We start from the raw sequence: 20,471 nt of genomic DNA, 5'->3' as shown, positions 1-20,471 counted from the left end.
TCCCGATAGGGTACTGCACATGCAGTGCTTCAAAACTCCGTCGGAACGGACAAATCGAACAGGATTCGTCCGGCCGGACTGGAATGGAAACTCAAACGCCGGCGTTTTTACGACGCCGGCGTTCTTAAAATCATGCGGCGTTGAGCTTCTTCTCCGCAGCTTCGGCGGCATGTTCTGCCGTGATGCCGAAATGCTTGTAAAGATCGTTGATCTCGCCCGAAGCGCCGAAGCCCTTCATGCCGATGAATATGCCGTTCTCGCCGATGAAGCGTTCCCAGCCGAGTGAGATTGCCGCTTCGATCGCCACCTTGACCGGCGCATTGCCGATGGTCGCGGTCTTGTAGGCATCGCTCTGCTGTTCGAAAAGCTCGAAGCAAGGAACCGAAACGACACGGGTGGCAATGCCTTTGCTTTCCAGCAGGTCGCGGGCCTTGAGTGCGATTTCCACTTCCGAACCGGTCGCGAAGATCGTCACCTTGGCATCCTTGCTTGCCGCAGCAAGTTCATAGGCGCCGAAAGCCGAAAGGTTTTCGTCGCGATGCTCGGTACGAACCGTTGGCAGGTTCTGGCGAGTGAGAGCCATCGTCGATGGCGTCTTCTTCGATTGCAGGGCAATCTGCCAGCATTCAGCCGCTTCGACAGCGTCGGCAGGACGGAACACATTATGGTTCGGAATGGCGCGCAAGGCGGCAAGCTGTTCTACCGGCTGGTGGGTCGGGCCGTCTTCACCAAGACCGATGGAGTCATGCGTCATCACGTAAACGACGCGGATGCCCATCAGCGAGGAAAGGCGCATGGCCGGACGGCAATAATCCGAGAAGGTCAGGAAGGTGCCGCCGTAAGGGATCAGCCCGCCATGCAGCGTCATGCCGTTCATGGCTGCTGCCATGCCGTGCTCACGGATACCGTAATGGACGTAACGCTGGCCGTAGTCTTCCGGCGTTATGGCCTTGGTCTGGCTCGTCTTGGTGTTGTTCGAACCGGTGAGATCGGCGGAGCCGCCGATGGTTTCCGGCACGACACCATTGATGACTTCCAGTGCCATTTCCGAAGACTTGCGGGTTGCGACCTTCGGCTTGTCTGCGGACAGCTTCTTCTTGTATTCGATGATGGTTGCATCGAAGTTGGAAGGCAGGTCGCCACGCATCCGGCGCTCGAATTCAGCGCGGGTGTCCGCGTCGACGGCAGCAAAGCGCTTTTCCCATTCCTGACGCTTCCTGGCGGCATTCAGACCGGCAACGCGCCAGCCGTCCAGCACTTCTGCCGGAACGACGAAGGGTTCAGCACTCCAGCCGAGCGCCTTGCGGGTTGCAGCGATTTCTTCAGCACCGAGCGGCGAGCCATGCACCTTGTTGGTGCCAGCCTTGTTTGGTGCGCCGAAGCCGATGGTCGTCTTGCAGGCGATGAGCGTCGGCTTGTCGGAAACCTTGGCCAGTTCGATTGCCTTGGCAATCGCATCCTGATCGTGACCATCAACAGCCATGGTGTTCCAGCCGGAAGCGGCAAAACGGGCTGGCTGATTGGTATTGTCGGAAAGCGTGACCGGGCCGTCGATCGAGATGTTGTTGTCATCCCAGAACACGATCAGCTTGTTCAGCTTCAGATGACCGGCAAGCGCGATGGCTTCCTGGCTGATGCCTTCCATGAGGCAGCCGTCACCGGCAATCACATAGGTGTAATGGTTGACGAGGCTGTCGCCGAACTGTGCATTGAGGATACGTTCGGAAAGTGCCATGCCGACGGCATTGGCGATGCCCTGTCCGAGCGGGCCGGTCGTCGTCTCGATACCGGCGGCGTGACCATATTCCGGATGGCCTGCGGTGCGCGAACCGAGCTGACGGAAATTCTTGATCTCGTCGATGGTGATGTCTTCGTAGCCCGAAAGATAGAGCAGCGAATAGAGCAGCATCGAGCCGTGGCCTGCGGAGAGCACGAAACGGTCGCGATCCGGCCAGTGCGGGTTCTGCGGGTCGTGCGAGAGAAAACGGGTATAAAGCGTCGTCGCTATATCGGCTGCACCCATCGGCAGGCCGGGATGGCCCGAATTGGCTTTCTCTACCGCGTCCATAGAGAGGAAGCGGATCGCGTTGGCCATCTGGTTTTGTTTGTCGGAATTGGTCATGGTCTCAGCCGTCTTTCCTTGGGAGGGGTTAACGGGGTTGCGGCGATGCCTTTTGCCTGAGCACGATCCGTGTCCAAAACGGCTTCATGCGTTTCGGGATCACGCTCCAGAAGGCATCGGGACACATAGCACCTGCGTATAAGGAGTCAATAAACCGATGACTTTTGGGCAATAAACTGTCCGCGACTAATCGATTGAGTTGTGTGGAAAGCTGTAGAACAATCACCGAAAAGCCGTTTTGCACCGATAACGGTGCATGAACGTTTAGATGTGCCCCTCATTTGTTGCTTATCGGGCGGGTGATTATTACAATCTTTTCAAAGATGCCCGTCCCGCAGGCGCGATTCGATCCCCATAAGTTGGCCCGCGAATTGGCATTGGAAAGGATATGGATGGCACCCGAAACGACCCTCAGGCAAGTCTTGGAACGGCTGGAAAAGGCACTCAATACGCTTGAACAAGCGGTCGATCTGCGGCTGGACAAAGAAGGCGACTTCGCCGAGGCCGAGGAGGAGGTGCAGCGTATGAATGCGGATCGCAGCCGTCTCGCCCAGGAACTCGATCAGTCGGAAGCGCGCGCCGAGCGGCTGGAAGCTGCTAATCGCGAGGTTTCACGCCGCCTTGTGACTGCGATGGAGACAATCCGCGCCGTTCTGGACCGATAGGAGGCTACCATAGCGACCGTAACCGTTACCATTGATGGCAAGGCCTACCGCATGGCCTGCGACGAAGGACAGGAAGAACATCTGTCCGGGCTTGCCGACCGTTTCGATCAATATGTCACGCATCTCAAAACGTCCTTCGGGGAGATAGGCGATCTGCGCCTGACCGTCATGGCCGGGATCATGGTGATGGACGAGATGGCCGAGATGCAGAAACGTATCAACGGTCTGGAAAGCGAAGTTGAAACGCTGCGCCGTGCACGTGATGAAGCGCTTGGTCGCGCTGATAGCAACGATGCTGCCTTGACAGGCATGCTGTCGGATGTGGCGTCGCGCATCGAGCAGGTGGCTTCGCGCATTGCGCCACGGAACAGCTGAACTTCGTCCAGATTTTTCTGAAAAGTTTTCCTGTTAAGCCGGTGTAAGCCACTGGCGTTCCCATCGGGCAGGTACTATATTGGGCCTTGGCGAACTGCGCTTCCCGACAGGTGTAACAGCATCCCCGGGGCCTTATTGATCTCTAAGGGAGCTGTCCCTGTGAAGGCTTGCGGGCTTTCGCATATGGCGCCCACCTACTTTGTAGGTTCCCGGGATCAATCACTACCATCGGTCGTCGTGGTCGCCGCTTTCTTTTCCTCTGGCTGTCGCAGGATAGCTATGAGCTTGATCTAACGGACAATTTGTTCGTAAACATGCGCAATGCTCCAACGATTTGCGCATCTTGATGAAATCTCCTGAAACAGCATCGCCCGATTCATCGGAAAGACTGGCCGTCGCGGTACCCATCGCATTCGTCTACGGCCTTCTGCTTTATGTCATGATCTGGTCGGGCCAATATGCGGATGCGATGCCCGTCATTGCGGGCCTGATGCTGTTACCGATGGCTGTTGCCAGCCTTGCTTCGAGCCTTTCCGACCCGCGTGCGCAAAAAAGCCTGTGGCGGCATGTCCGTATGGGATGGGCTATCATCGCCGGGCTTGTCGTTACCAGCATGGTCTTTTTCCATGAAGCAGGAATTTGCGTGGCCATGGCCGCTCCGTTTTTCATGGTGTTCTCGGCGCTCGGTTCGACGGTGACCTTGTGGATCATCCGGCAATTTCGTTCGCGTCGCACCACGACGCTGGTGATTGCGCTGCCGCTGCTCGTTCTGCCAGCCGAACTTCAGATGTCCTACACCCCGCATGATGGCGCTGTAACCACGGTGATCGAGATCGTAGCGCCTCCGGAAGTCGTCTGGCAGCAGACGGTTGAAATCCGCAATGTGCGCCCGGACGAACTGTCGTGGACATTCAGCCATGGCGTTCTTGGCGTGCCGCAGCCCGTGGGTGCAAGGCTGAACGGTACTGGTGTTGGAGCGGTACGCGACTTGCAGTGGACGCACGGCGTCAATTTTCAGGAAATCGTCACGCAATGGGAAGAAAATCGGCTTCTGGCGTGGGATTTCCGCTTCGGCCCTGGCTCCATACCGCCCGAGGTGGAAGCGCATATCAAGGTCGACAGCACCTATCTGAAGCTTGCGCAGGGTGATTATCGTCTTGAGCCTCTCACGAATGGTCACACACGTCTCACGCTGACGACCCATTATCAGATCGCCACGCCGATCGATTTTTACTGTGACCTGTGGGGCAAACTGTTCCTCAATGACTTCCACGGCGTTGTTTTGAAGGTCATTCGTGACCGCTCGGAGAAGATCGCGTATGGCGCGGGCGGGATCACTTGACGGATTGGCTCTTTGCGGTTCCACTGCATGGTGAAAGACGGCAGCAGGGAGTGGCTTGGAATGGCAGCAACGGAGCGCAGCCCCGGTCTGGAAAAGCAGGAGCTTAGACGCAAGGTTCTGGCGGTCCGTGATGCGCTTGATCCGCGTTTTCATTACGAGGCTTCGCTGGCGGCAGCCAAAAAAGGTGAAGCTGCAATTGACGTTCCCAAAGGCACCTTGATTGCTGGTTATTGGCCGATCCGTTCCGAAATCGACCCACGCCCATTATTATCGGCGCTTCGCGCCAAGGGTGCCCGGCTTTGCCTCCCCGTTGTTCTGGACAAGGAAACGATTGCCTTTCGTGAATATCTGCCTGATGCCAGATTGCGTCAGACTGGTTTCGGCACGATGGGGCCGGGAGCAGATGCGCCGATTGTCGATCCTGCGATCCTGTTGATGCCGCTTGCAGGCTTTGATCAACGTGGGCATCGACTTGGCTATGGTGCAGGACACTACGACCGCGCGCTGGCGCGGTTCACCGAACGCGGTCTGCAGCCGCTTTTGATCGGCATGGCTTTCGACTGCCAGGAAGTCGAGCATGTGCCAAATGAGCCGCATGATATCGCGCTCAACCAGATCCTGACCGAGAGCGGCTTGCGCCCGGTTGGAACCGAGCTGCCGCTCTAGATTTTGTTTTCATGTATGTCTCCCAAAACCGGTTCGCGCTTTTGGGAGACATACATTAGTTTTCTTCTGCATTTATGCGAGGTCAGGCAATTCCGCCTGACTGCAAAATGCCCTGATCTGCTTGCGTTCGCTTGGCGCAAGTTTATAAGGCATTCTCATGAGATTGCTTTTTCTTGGTGATATGGTGGGCCGGTCGGGCCGCACCGCAGTATATGAAAAACTGCCGGGGCTGATTTCCGATCTGAAGCTGGACTTCGTAATCGTCAACGGCGAGAACGCCGCAGGCGGTTTTGGCATTACGGAAGAGATTTTCCACGATACCATCCGTGCTGGCGCCGACGTTGTCACGACCGGCAACCACGTGTGGGATCAGCGCGAGGCGCTGGATTTTTCCAAGCGCGAAGACCGCTTTCTGCGCCCGGCAAACTTCCCGAAAGGCACAGCCGGAAAAGGTGAGGGGCTTTATATCGCCAAAAATGGCGCCCGCGTTCTCGTGTCAAACGTCATGGGCCGGGTGTTCATGCATCCCGATCTCGATGATCCGTTCATCGCCGCCGAGAAAATTCTGGAAGCCTGCCCGCTTGGCGAGCAGGCCGATGCCGTCTTCTTCGATTTCCATGCTGAAGCGACGAGCGAAAAGCAGTGTTTCGGTCATTTTGTCGATGGTCGCGCCAGCGCTGTTGTCGGGACTCACACGCATGTCCCGACCGCCGACTGCCAGATATTGCGCAATGGCACAGCCTATATGTCTGATGCAGGCATGTGCGGTGATTATGATTCCTCACTGGGCATGGATAAGGAGGAACCACTCAACCGCTTCCTGTCGAAAGTGCCCAAAGGACGGTTCGAAGCGGCGAATGGTCCGGCTACCGTCTGCGGTGTGGGCATAGAGATTTCGGATCGCACGGGGCTTGCAGAAAAGGCCGCTCCCTTGCGCATCGGTGCGCATCTGGAGGAAACCATTCCGGCATTCTGGCGATAACGTCTTATTTTAGCTTGAAGTATGATGTTATCTATAACTAGGCCGCTATTTTAATCTGGCAGCTTTCTGCCAGTTGAATGGATTTTCCAGACTACTATCTCCTTGCAACGAGTTTTTTTGCAAGGGGACGCAACTCAATGGATTTTTTTGCCGAGTATCTGGGATTTCTTTCGACCCCCGCCGGCTGGGCCGCGCTGGTTACGCTGGTGACGATGGAAGTCGTCCTCGGTATCGACAATCTGATCTTCATCTCGATCCTTACCAACAAGCTGCCCGCCTCGCAGCAGGCGCGCGCCCGCCGCATCGGCATTGGCGCGGCGCTCATCCTGCGCCTGGCGCTTCTTTTCACGATCTCGATCATCGTCCAGCTCAAGGATCCGATCTTCGAGGCGTTCGGCCATGGCTTCTCCTGGCGTGACATCATCCTGATTGCCGGTGGCCTGTTTCTTGTCTGGAAGGCGACCAAGGAAATTCACCACACGGTCGATCCCGATGATGGCAAGGAGAACATCGGCGGCAAGGTGGCCCAGCTCACCATGGGTGCCGCCATCGTGCAGATCCTGATCCTTGATCTGGTTTTCTCGGTCGATTCGATCATCACCGCCGTCGGCATGACCGACGAGATCGCCATTATGGTCATTGCCGTGGTCGCAGCCGTTACTGTCATGCTGCTTGCAGCCGATCCGCTTTCGCGGTTCATCGCGGCGAACCCAACCATCGTCATGCTGGCGCTGGGCTTCCTGCTGATGATCGGCATGACGCTGATTGCCGATGGTTTCGGCTTCCACGTGCCGAAGGGCTATATCTACGCTGCTATGGGCTTCTCAGCGCTGGTCGAAGCGCTCAACATGCTGGCGCGGCGAAAGCGCAAAAGCCAACAGTAAAAGCCAGATACAACAAGGCCACCCGTCTCATCCTGAGGCGGGTGGCCTTGTTATTTTAACGCCGTGAAACTGGTCTGTTGTGGCAATTCTCGTGCAGAGGTTCGACCATTCGCAACGCTCGCAGGCTTTGCGTAACGTGCCTTCTGCAAAAGCGCCGCGCATTACGGCAAGCCGCTCTGCGTCGAGCCCGAGACGGTTCTGCGTGGAAAGCGTCTGGCCGAGAAGTTCGCCTACGGCCTCCAATGCCAGCCGGTCGCGCTCGCGAACACTCGCTTCGTAACAATGGCAATCGCCCCCGCAGAGCAGGGGCGCACAAATGTCGTCAGGGCCATCGACCAGAAAAATCTCTTCACCTTTGCTGAGCCGCCCGGCAATCCTGTCGTAGTTTTCGACGAAAGCCGGGCTGTAGCCTTTGCCGACATAAGTCAGCATGCACAGGAGATGATGGCCGCGCAGGCGTACTGTCACCTGGCAGATCAGGCCTTGCCGTCGCGGGCGATGGCCTTGAGGATCGCAGCGCCGAGAGCCGACTTGATGAGGGCGCCGACGAGGAACGGCGTCACGCCGAAGGCAACGGCCTTTTCAACGCCAATGATGCTGGACAGCCAGGCTGCGCCAAGAGCAAGGCAGACCACATTGGCGGCAAGGAACGAAACGAAGGCGAGGCCGACGCGGTTACCGTTCCAGCCGCGTTCGGCCAGATAGCCGGTCAGCGCCGCGATGATCGGGAAGGAAACGAGATAGCCTGCGGTCGGGCCTGCGAAATGCGGAAGACCACCAGCGCCGCCTGCAAGGACCGGAAGTCCGAGCATGGCTTCGCCGAGCCAGGCCAGAACCGTGGCCATGCCAAGACGCCAGCCATAAAGCGCGCCGATCAGCGGAACGATCAGGGTCTGCAGTGTGATCGGGACCGGAATCATCGGAACTTCGATCTGCGACGAGACGGCGAGAACCAGCGTGCCAAGCGCAACGGCTGCAAGGCGCATTGCAGGGGAACGGGATTCCAGATTGAGCGGGCTGAAGGATGGGCGCGTCTGGGTGATGGTCGTCATGGCTTCCTCAAATTATAGATAAAATTGAGATTCGATCTATATCTTCTTAAAGCTCCTGACGATAAACGCAAGAGGCGGAACAGGCAGCATGGCGTGTTGCTGTGGGAGTCGCGCAGAGACCCGGTCGTGCAGATGAAAATCTGTGCGAATAATCCGTCACTACAGCCTGGAATGGGGACGCCGAAAATAAGATGCTTATCTGTGCAATCGCCTGATCAGCCGACAATCGCAAACGAATCGCGCGTCTTGCCCGATGCGGTCTTGACCGGACGGTGCCCGATCCATTGCACATGCCGGGCGAGGATAGTGACTGCGCTCTCGACATCGTTCTGGCGCAGCGCCCGCAATATGGCACGATGGTCGTGGTCGGTGCGGGTTTCCCACTCCGACCGCCAGGTGGCGAAGAGAAACCGGGCGCTGGCAGCGTGAAGATCATCGATAGCCGCAAGCAGGCGCGGCATCTTGCACGGTTCGAGGATGAGCCGGTGGAAACGGCGGTTGGCGTCTTCCCAGCTTCTGACATCGCGTGACTTGTCGCCTTCCAGCGTGGCCTGCTCTGCGGCATCGAGCGTTGCCTGCGTGATATGGGGCGCGGCATGGCGTAGCGCCAGGACTTCCAGAGCGGTCCGCATTTCCGCCACTTCCCTGATTTCGCCGATGTCGAACGATGCAACCCGAACGCCACGCCGAGGCTCGGAAACAGCAAGTCCCTGAGCCTCCAGTCGCCGGAATGCTTCGCGCACCGGCACATGGCTGGTTTCGAACTCTTCGGCAATGTGATCCTGTCGCAGTTTCGTGCCGGGCTCGATCTCACCGGCGATGATGCGGTCGGCGAGAATGCGGCTGATACGGGCTGCGATGGTTTCGCTGGGGGTGTTCTGGGCGGGCTGAATCATGAATTTATAGATAATCCGCTTTGCCTGACGGGTCGAGCAATATTGCTTTTGTTGACAGAGATTCGGGGGACAGCGGCGCTTTTGCTGGACGAATGGGCCTGAATTCCTTATAACGCCGCCATTCTGCACGGAAAGCACTGTGGCCCAACCTGCGGCCCTTCTCTGCTTGATCTCTGTTTCATGCGTGACGCTTTCTCCGTGCACAGCATTTTAAACAGAACAGGGGTGCCATGGCCGGCCATTCACAGTTTAAGAATATCATGCACCGCAAGGGTCGTCAGGATGCGGTGCGGTCGAAAATGTTTTCCAAGCTCGGACGCGAAATCACCGTCGCTGCCAAGCAGGGTCTGCCTGACCCGACGATGAACCCGCGCCTGCGTCTGGCGATCCAGAACGCCAAGGCGCAGTCCATGCCGAAGGACAATATCGAGCGCGCCATCAAGAAGGCTGCCGGTAATGACGGCGAGAATTATGATGAAGTGCGCTACGAGGGCCGTGGCCCCGGCGGCGTATCGGTTATCGTGGAAGCACTGACGGACAATCGTAACCGCACGGCATCGAATGTGCGTGCAGCCTTCACGAAGTCGGGCGGTGCGCTGGGCGAAACCGGTTCGGTGTCCTTCATGTTCGACCGTGTTGGCGAAATCGTCTACAAGTCCTCCGTCGGCGACGCCGACAAGGTTATGGAAGCGGCCATCGAAGCCGGTGCTGACGATGTGCAGTCCGGTGAAGAAGAACACGTCATCATCTGTGCGTTCGAAGATATCGGCGAAGTGTCGAAGGCTCTGGAAGCTGCTCTCGGTGAAGCCGAATCGATCAAGACGATCTGGAAGCCGCAGACCAATACCGAGCTGGACGAGGAAAAGGCGCGTTCGGTTCTCAAGCTTCTCAACGTGCTCGAAGACGATGACGACGTGCAGAACGTCTACACGAACTTCGAAGTCAGCGACGAAGTGATGGAAAAGCTGAGCGCCTGATTTCTCGTGCTCACAACAATGATGCAAAACTCCCGGTTATCCGGGAGTTTTTGTGCCCTGATGAATGAAATTCAGGCATAAAAAAACCCCGCCGAGGCGGGGCTTTTCAACCAGATGCAATATCGGATTAGATGCCGAGATTGCCGAAACGGTTCTTGAATTTCGTAACGCGACCACCGCGATCGAGCAGGGTCTGCGAACCGCCCGTCCAGGCTGGATGGGTGGTCGGGTCGATATCGAGGTTCATCGTATCGCCTTCTTTGCCCCAGGTCGAACGGGTCATGTATTCGGTGCCATCGGTCATCACGACCTTGATGGTGTGGTAGTCGGGATGGATATTGGCTTTCATCTTCTCAATCCTGAAAGTCTGGGGTGAAAAGCGCAGCCTTGACTATCGAAACTGCGGCACTTTCGCCCAATGGCAGATATGAAGACCCATTACCTACAGGCAACGGCTTCCAAAAGGGTTGGCGAGCCTATACATCAGGCGCACGGCAATAACAAGGGCGCAAACACAAGAATGGCCGACCGGGATACTGAAATTGATATGAATCACGAATTGACTGCAGAAGATGGCCGCAAACGCCGCACGCTGAAGCCGCTGAAGAGAGTTTTGCCGTTTCTGGCACCCTATAAGGTCCTGGTTGCAGGCGCGCTCTTTTCGCTGGTGCTGGCCGCTGTAACGACCCTTGCCGTGCCCGTCGCGCTGCGTCGTATGATCGACCATGGCTTTACGGGATCGAATGCGATCTTCGTTAATAATTACTTCGGCATGCTCGTGTTGCTGGCGCTCATTCTCGCGCTGGCATCGGGCCTGCGCTATTTCTTCGTGATCTCGCTCGGCGAGCGAGTGGTCGCGGATTTGCGCAATGCGGTCTTTTCGCATGTGACGGCGCTTTCGCCGGAATTCTTCGACCGGTCACAGTCGGGTGAAATCGTTTCGCGCCTGTCGTCCGACACGACGCAGATCAAGTCGGTGGTGGGCGCTACGGCCTCTGTCGCGCTGCGCAACATGATTCTGGGTGTCGGCGCGCTGGCGATGATGGTCGTGACCAGCCCGAAGCTTTCTGCGCTGGTCATTGCTGCCATCCCGATCATCGTTGTGCCCCTGATCGCCTTCGGACGCTCTGTGCGTCGCCGTTCCCGTATGACGCAGGACATGCTGGCGAAGGCCAATGCCTATGCCAGCGAACAGATCGGCGCGATGCGCACGCTGCAGGCCTTCACCAACGAGAATATGGTGGTCGGGCGTTTTGGCAGCGCGGTAGAAAAAGCCTTTCAGGCGGCGCGTTCCTCCATTCAGGCGCGTGCGATCCTGACGGCCTTTGCCATTTTCCTGATCTTCTCCAGCATTGTTGCGGTGCTCTGGTTCGGTTCGCGTGATGTGCTGGCCGGCACGATGTCTGCCGGTACGCTCGGTCAATTCGTGCTTTATGCCGTGTTCGCAGGCAGCTCCTTCGGGGCCTTGTCGGAAGTGGGTGGGGAACTGGCGCAGGCAGCAGGGGCTACGGAGCGGCTTGTCGAAATTCTGGACGAGCAGCCGGGTATTGCCGCGCCTTTGAAACCTGTTGCCATGCCGGTGCCGCCACGCGGTGAGGTCGTGTTCGATTCCGTGCATTTCTCCTATCCGACGCGTCCGGATGCACCGTCGCTCAATGGCGTCAGCTTCACCGTGAAGCCCGGCGAGACTGTTGCGATTGTCGGTCCCTCGGGTGCAGGCAAGAGCACGATCTTCGCGCTCGTCATGCGCTATTACGATCCGCAGTCAGGCAAGATCCTGATCGACGGCGTGGCTTTGCCTGATGCTGACCCGCAGGCCGTTCGGGCGCGCATCTCAACCGTGCCGCAGGATGTGGCGATTTTCGCCACCAGCGTGCGCGAAAACATCGCCTTCGGTAGACCCGGAGCGAGCGACGAGGAGATTGTGGCAGCGGCAAAGGCAGCCCTTGCGCATGATTTCATCATGGCGCTCGACAAGGGCTATGACACGGAAGTCGGCGAACGCGGTGTGACGCTTTCAGGGGGCCAGCGCCAGCGCATCGCCATTGCGCGGGCAATCTTGCGTGCTGCGCCCATCCTTCTTCTTGATGAAGCGACATCGGCGCTTGATGCTGAAAGCGAGATGCTTGTGCAAAAGGCCCTGGACAGTCTGATGGCTGATCGCACGACGCTTGTCGTCGCGCACCGGCTTGCGACCGTGCTCAAGGCCGACCGCATTCTGGTGCTCGATCATGGCCATATTGTCGAAGAAGGCACACATCAAAGCCTTGTCGAGAAGGGCGGCATCTATGCCCGTCTCGCCAAGCTGCAATTCGAGGCAGGTGCTGGAGCCTTCGCTGCGAAGTGAAACGGGGGGCGTTGCCCCCGTTATTTCTTCTTATCGTTCGGTCAGCTTCAGCTCGATGCGCCGGTTCTTGGATCGGGCATCGGCTGTGTCGGAGGCGTCGAGCGGTTGATATTCCCCGAAACCTGCTGCAACGAGCCTATTGGCGGGGACGCCATTGGCGATCAGGAATTTGACCACTGCGGTTGCGCGGGCTGACGAAAGCTCCCAGTTGTCGCGGAAGCGTCCCGTGCCAGTCAGAGGCACATTATCCGTGTGACCGTCGACACGGAGTACCCAGTTGATGTCATCCGGGATTTCCTGATTGAGCTGGATCACCGCGTCGGCAAGTTTCTTCATCTCGTCCTGACCGGCAGGATTAATGTCCGCCGAGCCTGTCGGAAAAAGAACTTCCGACTGGAAGACGAAACGGTCACCGACGATACGGATATTCTCCTTGTCCGACAGGATTTCACGCAGGCGTCCGAAGAAGTCGGAACGATAGCGGTTCAGCTCCTGCACACGCTGCGCCAATGCGACATTCAGGCGGCGACCGAGATCGGCGATCTTGGCGTTCGATTCGCGATCGCGGCTTTCTGAAGCGTTGAGCGCATCTTCAAGTGCTGCGATCTGGCGGCGAAGGGCTGAAATCTGCTGGTTCAGCAGTTCCACCTGACTGAGTGCGCGGGCGCTGACCTGCTTTTCGGCATCAAGGCTTTCGGACAGTTCGCCAGCGCGCTTTTCAGCGGCAGCACCTGCGCCGCTGCCTTCGTTCAAAAGGCTTTGCAGACGTGAACGCTCGCTTTCCGTGCTGGACAGCGAAGCCTGCAGATTGGCGATGGTGTCCTGCATGTCCTGCGAATTGCTGCGCTCCAGCGACAGAAGCTGTGTCAGTTCCTGTATCTGGCTATTGAGTCGTGCGAGAACGCTATCCTTGTTGTTCACCTCGCGGCTGAGCAGGAATTGCGCCAGCACGAAGACGGTAAGCAGGAACATGATTGCGAGCAGTAGTGTCGTCAGGGCATCGACGAAGCCCGGCCAGTAATCGACATGCCTCTGGGAGCGGCGGTTGCGGGCGAGGGACATGGCTGCTTACTCCGCCTTGTCCGTGCGATCGGATTTGCGGTCGTGCGAGCGCTCGCCGATGGCCTTGGTGAGACGATCAAGCGTCTGGCGGATAGCCTTCTGCTCGTCCGCCTGTTTTTCCACCCAGTCGCGCATGATCTGCTGCTCGTTGCGCATGTTCTTGACGAGGCCCTGTATGCCTTCGGCAAGATTGGCCAGCGCTGCCGTGGTGCGCTGCGTGGATGCGTCGCCGCCATGCAGGTTCTGCAACCGGTCGGCCAGAACGCGGATTTCTTCCGTGCCTCCGTTCTGGTCGGCACCGATATCGGAACCGAGATCGGTGACTGAAGAAAGCCAGTTTTCCAGTTCCGTATAGAAGCGGTTTTGCGCGCGGCCCGCCTGAAGGTCGAGGAAGCCGAGAATCAGCGAGCCGGAAAGACCGAACAGCGAAGACGAGAAGGCTGTGCCCATGCCGGAAAGCGGAGCTTGCAAGCCTGCCTTCAACGCATCCAGCACATCGCCGGTGCTTCCTGAATTCGGGTCGAGGGTCTGAATAGTGCGCCCGATGGAGCCGACCGTTTCGAGAAGGCCCCAGAATGTTCCGAGCAGACCAAGAAAGACCAGAAGTCCGATCAGATAGCGCGATATATCCCGGCTTTCATCAAGACGTGTCGCGATGGAATCGAGGATCGAACGCATGGAGGCAGTGGAAAGCGCCATCGACTGGCGGCGGCCGATCAAAGCCCGCATCGGTGCAAGCAGGACGGGCGGTCGCGTGGTGCCGTCGCGGTCACCGTCGCGGAATGAGTTGACCCAGCGAATCTCTGGCAGAAGTCGCAACACCTGTCCGAAGGCCAGCAGAATACCGACCAGAAGAACGCCGAGAATGAGCCCGTTAAGGCCGGGATTGGTGACGAAGAACGTATGGATCTGCCGCATCAGGATCGCGGCCAGAAAAGCCACGATAATAAGGAAGATCGCCATGGAGAGAATGACAATGCGCGGGCTCGACAGGCGGTAGGGGTCGTAATCGCGTCCCTCGTCCAGACGGTCCCGGGAAACTCTCAAATCGCTCATGCGTTCCGCTCCATGGTCGCGTGTTTGAAAAGAAGCCTACTTCATTAATTCGTGAAGCGGAATCATTGGAACAAGAAAATTACGCGGATTTGTGGAGTGTGCTGTCAGGCTCGCGGGATGGTCTGAATATCGTAGAGCAAAAATTTTATAATATTAAATCCCGTGATCTTAATATAATTTATTTCTTATATATACCTATATAATTGATGGTAATAAATAAATTATAAGTTGCTATTTTTAAGTTTTCTAATTTTGATAATTATTGCTTCGTACACTCAACTTTGTGAGAGGGACTAAGCATGAATTGGTGGAATATTCTTGGGAATATACTTGAGGCTCTGGGAAAGTTTCTCGGCCAACTGTAGCATAATTTTCTATAGATACGCTCTAAATTAATAAAAAGGCCGAGCCATTTAAGCGCTCGGCCTTGTTTTTAGATTGCTGGAGATGACCCAGGTGAAACAAACCATTGGATCGACAAAGCAGCAGGTCTTTTTTAGATCGGTTTGTTGATCGTTTTCAGCAATGCCTTCTGAATGATTTCATTGCCTGCAACGATGGTCTTGGTGCCGAAAATGTCCTGACCGCCATTCTTGTCCGAGACGAAACCACCGGCTTCGCGGATCATAAGAATGCCTGCGCCGAGATCCCACGGATGCATGCCATCTTCCCAGAAACCATCCAGACGGCCGCCTGCAACATAGGCGAGGTCGAGTGCAACAGCGCCCATGCGGCGAATGCCTGCGGTTTCGGCCATGACATTGCGCAGTTCGACCAGATAATGCCCGTGATGGCCGCGACCCAGATGCGGGATACCCGTGCCGATAACGGAATCGACCAGCTTGTTGCGTGATGCGACGCGCAGGCGACGGTCATTGAGGAATGCGCCACCGCCGCGCTCTGCGGTGTAAAGCTCATCCATGGCCGGATTGTAGATGACGCCGGCGACAATCTGCCCCTGACGCTCGAGAGCGATGGAGACTGCGAAAACTGGAATGCCGTGCAGGAAATTTGTGGTGCCGTCGAGAGGATCGATCAGCCAGCGGTGCTGTCCGTCCTTGGATTCAACCTCGCCGGATTCTTCCATCAAGAAGCCATAATCCGGGCGGGCGCGGCTCAATTCCGTATAGATGATCTGTTCGGCGCGGCGGTCTGCCTGGCTGACATAGTCGCCGGGGCCCTTGAGAGAAACCTGAAGATTCTGGACTTCACCAAAATCGCGAGCGAGGCTGCGGCCGGCCTTCATAGCGGCCTGTACCATAACGTTGAGAAGGGCTGAGCGGGCCATTTCATTGTCCTTGTAAGCACGATCCCGAAGCGTGGATTTTGAAAGGGATCAAGCAGTTAATCATAAACAGAATGTCGAACATCCGAACCGAAACACATTCGGTGGAGGTCGAGGAATTGAGCGATCTGAGAAAGAACGGTCGCAATCTTTGCGACATGGATAAAGTGGTGCCTGATCCAGGCACCACAAATCTCGTTTTTCGTATTAAGCGCGGCTGACGTAGGTCAGTTCGTTGGTATCAACGATCACGCGTTCGCCGGATGCGATGAACGGCGGAACGAGGATGCGGATACCGTTTTCAAGCACAGCCGGCTTGTAGGACGAAGCAGCGGTCTGGCCCTTGACGACCGGATCGGCTTCGGTGATGGCAAGCGTGACCTGATCCGGAAGGCGGATACCGATCGGCTTTTCTTCATAGAGTTCGACAGTAACCATCATGCCGTCCTGCAGGAAAGCGGCACGGTCACCGACGAAATCCTTGGCCAGCTCAAGCTGTTCGTAGGATTCAGTGTCCATGAAGATCAGCGCTTCGCCCTGTTCGTAGAGGAACGAGAAATCCTTCTGTTCCAGACGAACGCGCTCGACGGTTTCTGCAGCGCGGAAACGTTCGTTGAGCTTGGTGCCGTTGATGAGGTTCTTCAGTTCGACCTGATTATAAGCGCCGCCCTTGCCAGGCTTGACGGCGTTGGTCTTGACCGCAACCCACAAGCCGCCAGCATGTTCGATGACATTGCCGGGGCGGATTTCGTTACCATTGATCTTCATGAGCTTGATCCGGAATGAAAATGTGAAACCATGTGCGGTTCGACGCATGACGACGAAAAGGCAACCGTCCGGCATTATTCCGGAGATTGCGCACCTGCCTTATACTCGAACCACGATAATCGGCGTCTCAAGACCATAAAAAGGCGCTTGGCGCAAGCCTGAGCGCGAAAAGAGAGCCAATCCAGCCTCAAAATTCGCCCAAAAATCAGCGGACGCGCAGATTGTTGGCGGTTTCTATGGCCTGTTTAATCTGGTCATCAGCCAGTCCGTCCATCATGTCGTTGAGGTCTGGTGAGCGAAAACCGGCGCGCTGGGCAACAATATACCAGGCCGCTGCTTTGACGAGATCGCCTTCTGTGCCAATGCCATCGCGATAGAGGCGGGCGAGCCAGGCCTGTGCCATCACCATGCCGCGCTGTGCGCCAAGACGCATCCAGCCAAACCCCTGTTCGTAGTCGCGGTCGCCACCGCGGCCCTCAATCAGCCAGCGGCCCAGATCGAACTGCGCCGTATCATAACCCTGTGCGGCAGCAAGCAGGAGATAGACGCGCGCTTTCTTGTCGTCGCGGGGGATGGTCGGGGTACCGTTGGCATAAATCTGGCTGAGTGCATATTGTGCATCGGCCAGCGTGGCCCCGGCCGCCTTCTCGAACCACGGGAAGGCGAGATCGATGCCCGGCTTGCCCGGCGTTTTTTCCATCAGCATCTGGCCGTAGTTGAACTGCGCCATGGCATTGCCACCCTCGGCAGCCTTCTTCATCAGTTCCTCTGCCTTGACGGGGTCTTTCCTGGCGTAGGTGCCCTGAAGCAGAAGTGCGGCATAGCGGAACTGCGCTTCTACAACACCGTTATTGGCTGCTTTCTCGTACCATTCCGCCGCCAGTTTCTGGTTGGCGGGGATGCCAAGGCGCGCGCATAAATTTCTGCAATGAGTGTCTGCGATGCCGGATCGCCCTTTTCAGCCTGTGGCTTGGCCAGATTGAAAGCGGTCAGATAAAGGCCACGCTGAAATGCACCGAAAGCCTCGTCTGCCGGTTTGTCGCCGAAACGGCTTGGGTCGATGTGGGGCATCGGTTCGGTCGTTGCCGGTTGCGGCAGCATCACCGGCTTGGCAGGCTTGTCGGCTTTCTTATCCTGATGATCGCCCTGATGGCTGTTCTTTTGACCGCGCACCGGCTCGCCCGCTGCCAGAGCAGGCAGGACCGGCAGCGCGATTGTCAAAATGGCAGCGAGAAGAAGTTTGTTCTTCATGGGCATCGGCAAGACCTTGATGAAGGGATCAGTTTTCAAAGCGTGGCGCGTTCTCATCGAGAAGCCGGTTGGCTTCCGCGACAGCTTTTGCAGGGTCTTCGGCGTCGAAGACCGCCCGACCGAGCGCAACGAAATCCGCGCCGGTTTCGGCTGCGGGGATGATGCTTTCCAGCGTGCTTCCGGCTTGCGCGATGCTGGGAATTTCCACCATCTGCGACCACCATTCGGCCAGCGACAGGTTGCGCGGATGGGCATCCGGCTTGTTATCCGCACCGATCTTGCCGAAGAAAACATAATCGGGCTGCAACTCGCCGATTTCCATTGCGCCATGGCGGTCGCGCAGATTGCCGGTGCCGACGATCATCTTCGGCGTATGTTTTTCGATCGCATCTGCCAGATCGGCAGCCTTGCCTTCGATATGAACGCCATCTGCACCGACGCGACCCGCGATGCGCGTATCGTTCAGGATAAGCGCGGCGGCGCCTTTTTCCTGAATGACGGGGATGACCTTTTCAGCCGTGGCCTGAAAAGTGGCTTCGTCGAGATCGCCGGTGTCGAGAATGACGCTTGCAACGTCACCGCCCGAGAGCGCAGCCGTCAAAAGCTTTGCGAGGGCCGCGCCGTCGGCAAGTGGAGGCGCAACCAGCACGATGCGGCAGCGTTCGGTTTCAGTCTGGTGAGCGGGCGTGTTCATGAGCCAAGCCTAACGGGAAAAACGTGATGGAATTCGGGCAATAGAGGCGTTCTGTTTACCGGAAACGGAAGCGGGGCTCTATCTATTTGTTTTGTCGCATTTATGCGACGCAACCGGGCTTCGGCAAGTATTCATTGGCGAAACCTTCTCGGGCCCGCGCCTGTCCGGGCTGGCATAATGTTATCCACTGGAACGAAAGTTGATCGGAACCAACCCGGTTCTGCCGGGATTAACGCGTATATAAGCCACACCAAGACCGGGCGCTGAATGCTCCGGCAGAACGTGTGAAACTGTTCCGGCACCCATCCGGAATGACACGAAGAAAAGTGGAAAGGCTCGCAATCCCAAGTGCAGGCACTTTCCTTCAAAGATAGGCAGGCTGGTAAATGAATATTGCGACCGCTAGAGAAGCGATGCCCGCACAACCGACGAAAATGCGCGACACGCGCATCGACGTGTTTCGTGCGCTCGCGCTGCTAACGATCTTCATCAACCATGTGCCCGGCACGATCTACGAGCATTTCACGCACAAGAATCTGGGCTTCTCCGATTCGGCTGAAGCTTTCGTGCTGATTTCCGGCATGGCCGTGGCGCTTGCCTATGGATCTAAATTCGCTCCCGGCAATCGCCTGCTTCTGTCGCTGAAAATGTGGCGCCGCGCTGGTGTGCTCTATACGACGCACATCATGACGACCATGGCGACCATCGCCATTTTCGCCGCTGCCGCTATCTTCCTGAAGCGTTCGGAGTTGCTTACGCAGATCAACATCGCGCCGCTGGTCAAGCACCCGGTCGAAGCGCTGTTCGGCATCGTCACGATGGGTCACCAGCTCGGCTATAACAACATTTTGTCGATGTATGCCGTGATGCTGGTTTTGACTCCGATCCTGCTTCTGCTGGCGCGCATCAGCCTGCCGCTCATGCTCGGTGTTTCCGGCACGGTCTGGTTCCTGTCAGGCCTCTATCACGTTGCGCCGGTAAATTATCCGACCGAAGGCGTCTGGTTCCTCAATCCGCTGTCGTGGCAGTTCCTGTTTGCAATCGGTATTGCAGGCGTGATTCATGTACGTCGCGGTGGCGAACTGCCGAAGCATCCGCTGCTGATCGGCCTTGCCGTTGGCTATCTGGTGCTGGCGCTGGCATGGGTGCGTATTCCGCTTTGGGGCATCGACGCGTCGATGGGCCTGCCCATGGTTCTTACCGGCTTCGACAAGACTTTCCTGTCGGGGCCGCGTCTGCTGCACGTGCTGGCGATTGCCTATCTCATCGCCGTCGTTCCGACGCTGAACAATATTGCCCGGACGGCGCCGGATAATCCTCTCGCCGTTCTCGGCAAGCATTCGCTGCCGGTCTTCATTGCCGGTACGCTGCTGGCAATGGTTGCGCAGGTGATGAAGCTCGTGAACCCGGGCGGCCTGCCTTATGACACTTTGCTGATCGCAACCGGCATCGTGATGCAGTTCGCACTGGCCTATTATCTGGAATGGCTGCCAACCATCGGTTGGGGCAAGAAGGGGGCTCCCGTTTCGGCAAAGCCCGCTGTTCCTGCTGCCGAACCCGTCAAGATGCAGGTTGCGTCAAACTCCAAACCCGCGATGCAGCGCTATTAAGCACCACTGATCAGCCGCCCATTTCGGGCGGCTTTTCTTTGAGTGAAAAGTGCCGGATTGCGTGAGATTATCCACAGCGCTACGCAGAAATTAACCATTCATTAATCTTAAGAATGTTAAATGGTTTACATCCAGTTCGGCTGGATTCTTACCGAGTGGTTTAGCCACTCTGTTTGACGCCTCCCTGTTAAACTCCTGAGAGCCGCCATTGCGGCTCTTTTTTTTGTGCGCTTTTTGCTGCATATCGGGGGAATATCGCTTTCCACATGCAGGCGCGCGGAACGGAACAACTGCCCAATCCGTTCTATTTACAAGCTTTCGTCAAAAGCCTCTGAAAATGTTAACCGAATGTTAAACATAAACTTGCGCGACGGTGTATGAAGGTGCAGTTTATCGTGGACTTGTTTAGCACAGCTGTTCCGTCTCAGCCTCCCCCA

Annotated in this window: 19 protein-coding genes, 1 other RNA gene and 1 pseudogene; 10 read left to right on the top strand and 11 right to left on the bottom strand. The window is 57.0% G+C overall.

Annotated features, from left to right (window positions below):
* Window positions 1-130 precede the first annotated feature (130 nt).
* Window positions 131-2,122 (bottom strand): transketolase, encoded by a 1,992-nt coding sequence (gene tkt, locus LJ361_RS20710; protein WP_010661400.1) that lies wholly within the window; start codon window positions 2,120-2,122, stop codon window positions 131-133.
* 392 nt (window positions 2,123-2,514) lie between these two features.
* Between tkt and LJ361_RS20705 the strand changes: the two genes are divergently transcribed.
* From LJ361_RS20705 to LJ361_RS20675, 7 genes are all read left to right on the top strand, one after another.
* Entirely contained in the window at window positions 2,515-2,787 is a 273-nt protein-coding gene (locus tag LJ361_RS20705; RefSeq protein WP_010661399.1) for a DUF4164 domain-containing protein, read from the top strand.
* A 9-nt stretch (window positions 2,788-2,796) separates the two neighbouring features.
* A complete protein-coding gene (locus tag LJ361_RS20700; protein WP_029376275.1) occupies window positions 2,797-3,162 on the top strand; it encodes a cell division protein ZapA in 366 nt (121 codons plus the stop codon).
* 88 nt (window positions 3,163-3,250) lie between these two features.
* A non-coding RNA gene (gene ssrS / locus LJ361_RS20695) (6S RNA) lies at window positions 3,251-3,409 on the top strand.
* A gap of 99 nt (window positions 3,410-3,508) precedes the next feature.
* Window positions 3,509-4,504: an SRPBCC family protein gene (locus LJ361_RS20690; protein ID WP_010661397.1), complete on the top strand. Its 996-nt coding sequence runs from the start codon at window positions 3,509-3,511 to the stop codon at window positions 4,502-4,504.
* Between the two features lie 60 nt (window positions 4,505-4,564).
* Complete coding sequence (locus LJ361_RS20685) at window positions 4,565-5,170, top strand: 5-formyltetrahydrofolate cyclo-ligase (protein ID WP_010661396.1); 606 nt, start codon at window positions 4,565-4,567, stop codon at window positions 5,168-5,170.
* Between the two features lie 157 nt (window positions 5,171-5,327).
* Entirely contained in the window at window positions 5,328-6,152 is an 825-nt protein-coding gene (locus LJ361_RS20680) for a TIGR00282 family metallophosphoesterase (RefSeq protein WP_010661395.1), read from the top strand.
* A gap of 137 nt (window positions 6,153-6,289) precedes the next feature.
* Window positions 6,290-7,036, top strand: a complete 747-nt coding sequence (locus LJ361_RS20675) for a TerC family protein (RefSeq protein ID WP_010661394.1) — start codon at window positions 6,290-6,292, stop codon at window positions 7,034-7,036.
* A 27-nt stretch (window positions 7,037-7,063) separates the two neighbouring features.
* On the opposite strand, the gene LJ361_RS20670 is transcribed toward LJ361_RS20675, so the two are convergent.
* From LJ361_RS20670 to LJ361_RS20660, 3 genes are all read right to left on the bottom strand, one after another.
* Window positions 7,064-7,504 carry a DUF1284 domain-containing protein gene (locus tag LJ361_RS20670; protein WP_010661393.1) on the bottom strand — a complete coding sequence of 147 codons (441 nt, stop codon included), beginning with the start codon at window positions 7,502-7,504 and terminating at the stop codon, window positions 7,064-7,066.
* Window positions 7,505-7,512: 8 nt separating this feature from the next.
* Complete coding sequence (locus LJ361_RS20665) at window positions 7,513-8,088, bottom strand: biotin transporter BioY (protein WP_010661392.1); 576 nt, start codon at window positions 8,086-8,088, stop codon at window positions 7,513-7,515.
* 215 nt (window positions 8,089-8,303) lie between these two features.
* Complete coding sequence (locus tag LJ361_RS20660) at window positions 8,304-8,984, bottom strand: GntR family transcriptional regulator (RefSeq protein WP_010661391.1); 681 nt, start codon at window positions 8,982-8,984, stop codon at window positions 8,304-8,306.
* Window positions 8,985-9,214: 230 nt separating this feature from the next.
* On the opposite strand from LJ361_RS20660, the gene LJ361_RS20655 reads away from it, so the two are divergent.
* Window positions 9,215-9,961: a YebC/PmpR family DNA-binding transcriptional regulator gene (locus LJ361_RS20655; RefSeq protein ID WP_010661390.1), complete on the top strand. Its 747-nt coding sequence runs from the start codon at window positions 9,215-9,217 to the stop codon at window positions 9,959-9,961.
* A 127-nt stretch (window positions 9,962-10,088) separates the two neighbouring features.
* Here LJ361_RS20655 and rpmE read toward each other — a convergent pair whose 3' ends face one another.
* On the bottom strand, window positions 10,089-10,310 hold the full coding sequence (rpmE, locus tag LJ361_RS20650; protein ID WP_002964804.1) for a 50S ribosomal protein L31: 222 nt from the start codon (window positions 10,308-10,310) through the stop codon (window positions 10,089-10,091).
* Window positions 10,311-10,379: 69 nt separating this feature from the next.
* On the opposite strand from rpmE, the gene LJ361_RS20645 reads away from it, so the two are divergent.
* The gene (locus LJ361_RS20645; protein WP_029376274.1) at window positions 10,380-12,308 is read left to right on the top strand and encodes an ABC transporter transmembrane domain-containing protein; all 1,929 of its coding nucleotides are present in this window, start codon (window positions 10,380-10,382) and stop codon (window positions 12,306-12,308) included.
* A 30-nt stretch (window positions 12,309-12,338) separates the two neighbouring features.
* Here the strand turns inward: LJ361_RS20645 and LJ361_RS20640 are convergent, their stop codons facing one another.
* From LJ361_RS20640 to LJ361_RS20615, 6 genes and pseudogenes are all read right to left on the bottom strand, one after another.
* On the bottom strand, window positions 12,339-13,370 hold the full coding sequence (locus LJ361_RS20640; protein WP_010661388.1) for a peptidoglycan -binding protein: 1,032 nt from the start codon (window positions 13,368-13,370) through the stop codon (window positions 12,339-12,341).
* Between the two features lie 6 nt (window positions 13,371-13,376).
* Window positions 13,377-14,426: a MotA/TolQ/ExbB proton channel family protein gene (locus tag LJ361_RS20635; RefSeq protein WP_010661387.1), complete on the bottom strand. Its 1,050-nt coding sequence runs from the start codon at window positions 14,424-14,426 to the stop codon at window positions 13,377-13,379.
* A 496-nt stretch (window positions 14,427-14,922) separates the two neighbouring features.
* Complete coding sequence (locus LJ361_RS20630) at window positions 14,923-15,714, bottom strand: inositol monophosphatase family protein (RefSeq protein ID WP_010661386.1); 792 nt, start codon at window positions 15,712-15,714, stop codon at window positions 14,923-14,925.
* A 204-nt stretch (window positions 15,715-15,918) separates the two neighbouring features.
* Window positions 15,919-16,479 (bottom strand): elongation factor P, encoded by a 561-nt coding sequence (gene efp / locus LJ361_RS20625; RefSeq protein ID WP_010661385.1) that lies wholly within the window; start codon window positions 16,477-16,479, stop codon window positions 15,919-15,921.
* Window positions 16,480-16,684: 205 nt separating this feature from the next.
* Window positions 16,685-17,730 (bottom strand): annotated as a pseudogene (locus LJ361_RS20620) (tetratricopeptide repeat protein).
* A gap of 28 nt (window positions 17,731-17,758) precedes the next feature.
* Window positions 17,759-18,424, bottom strand: coding sequence for a thiamine phosphate synthase (locus tag LJ361_RS20615; protein ID WP_010661383.1), 666 nt, complete (start codon window positions 18,422-18,424; stop codon window positions 17,759-17,761).
* A gap of 386 nt (window positions 18,425-18,810) precedes the next feature.
* Here LJ361_RS20615 and LJ361_RS20610 point away from each other — a divergent pair, with 386 nt between their 5' ends.
* Window positions 18,811-20,034, top strand: a complete 1,224-nt coding sequence (locus tag LJ361_RS20610; RefSeq protein WP_085982332.1) for an OpgC family protein — start codon at window positions 18,811-18,813, stop codon at window positions 20,032-20,034.
* Window positions 20,035-20,471 lie beyond the last annotated feature (437 nt).

Origin of the sequence: Brucella sp. JSBI001 (assembly GCF_026014005.1) — a bacterium.
GTDB classification, from domain to species: domain Bacteria; phylum Pseudomonadota; class Alphaproteobacteria; order Rhizobiales; family Rhizobiaceae; genus Brucella; species Brucella anthropi.
The sequence above is the reverse complement of the archived record's forward strand: the minus strand, read 5'-3'. Positions and strand labels throughout refer to the sequence as shown.